Annotated in this window: 2 protein-coding genes; both read left to right on the top strand. The window is 29.9% G+C overall.

Annotated features, from left to right (window positions below; genetic code table 11):
• Positions 1-1,112: tagaturonate reductase (locus tag Q0649_RS16110; RefSeq protein WP_298844363.1), on the top strand; the 1,112-nt coding region annotated here is incomplete at its 5' end.
• Positions 1,113-1,221: 109 nt separating this feature from the next.
• The coding region (locus Q0649_RS16105; RefSeq protein ID WP_298844360.1) for a UxaA family hydrolase at positions 1,222-1,607 on the top strand (386 nt) is incomplete at its 3' end.

Below are 1,607 nucleotides of genomic sequence, written 5' to 3'. Positions count from 1 at the left end.
TAAGATTTGTATTCTCAAATACAACAGAAGCAGGAATTGCATATGATGAAAATGACAAACTAGAAGATAAACCTCAAAAGAGTTTTCCAGGAAAATTAACAGCACTTTTGTATAATAGGTTTAAATTTTTTAATGGTCAAAATGATAAGGGTTTAATAATAATTCCTTGTGAATTAATCGACAGAAATGGTGATAAACTTAAAGAAATAATTCTTAAGTATGCTAAGCTTTGGAATTTAGAAGCTGCTTTTGCTGCTTGGATAAATGACGCTAATACTTTCTGTTCAACACTTGTTGACAGAATAGTTCCAGGTTACCCAAGAGATACTATAAAAGAGATAACCAAAGAGCTTGGATACGAGGATAATTTAGTTGACGTTGGAGAGCATTTCCACCTTTTCATTATTGAAGGACCAAAATGGATTGAAAATGAATTTCCAACAAGTAAAGCAGGTCTTAATGTTATGTTTGTTGAGGATATGACTCCTTATAGAACTAGAAAGGTAAGAATACTTAATGGATCTCATACATCACTTGTACCAGTATCATACCTTTATGGATTAAATACTGTTGCTGAATCTGTTGAACATGAAGTAATGGGAAAATTTATAAGAAATACAATAAAGGAAGAAATAATTCCAACATTAGATCTTCCAGAAGAGGAATTATCATATTATGCAAAAGTTGTTCTTGAAAGATTTATGAATCCTTTTGTTAAACATTATTTGATGAGTATATCTTTAAATTCAATGTCAAAATATGAAACAAGAGATTTACCTTCATTATTACAATTTGTAAAAGCCAAAGGTCAACTACCTAAAAGATTGGTATTCTCTCTAGCTGCACTTATGGAATTCTATAAAGGCAAAAGAGGAGAAGAAGTAATTAAATTATCTGATGACGCCGATGTTTTAGAACTTTACAAAACTCAGTGGGCTAAGTGTGATGGTAGTGAAGTAGCATTAAGAAAACTTGCAACTACAATACTTGCATATAAGAAAGTTTGGAAAATGGACTTAAATGAAGTGAAAGGCTTAACAGAAGCTGTAACACATTATTTATTAAACATTGAGAAAATTGGTATTAAGGAAGCTATTAAAGAAGTTCTTTAACAAAGTATAGTCCCCTACTTCTATTAGTGGGGGATAAATACTTTCTTTATCTAAAGTTGTTAATATTACAGCGTTAGCGATGATATCTTATGAAAGTGAGGGAATACTCATGAAAAATATAATACAGATAAATGAAAATGATAATATAGTGGTTGTGCTTAAAGATTTATCAAAGGGTGAAGTTATATCCGTAGGTAATAAAGAAATAACATTAAAAGAAGATGTTAAAAGAGGACATAAGATTGCTACTGAGGATATACTTATCGGTGGAAATATTACAAAATACGGATTTGCTATAGGGCATTCAATAGTGGATATTTTTAAGGGACAATGGGTTCATACTCATAATATAAAAACAAATCTAGATGGAATAAAGGAATATACTTTTAGTCAAAAACTTATAGAAAATAGTTATAAAAATAGGGATTTAACTTTTAATGGCTATAAAAGAGAAAATGGAAATGTAGGCATTAGAAATGAACTTTGGATAGTTCC

It is taken from the genome of uncultured Clostridium sp., assembly GCF_937920395.1.
In the GTDB taxonomy this organism is placed as follows: Bacteria; Bacillota; Clostridia; order Clostridiales; family Clostridiaceae; genus Clostridium_AD.
Note: the sequence above shows the minus strand (reverse complement) of the source record. Positions and strands in the feature narration are given on the sequence as shown.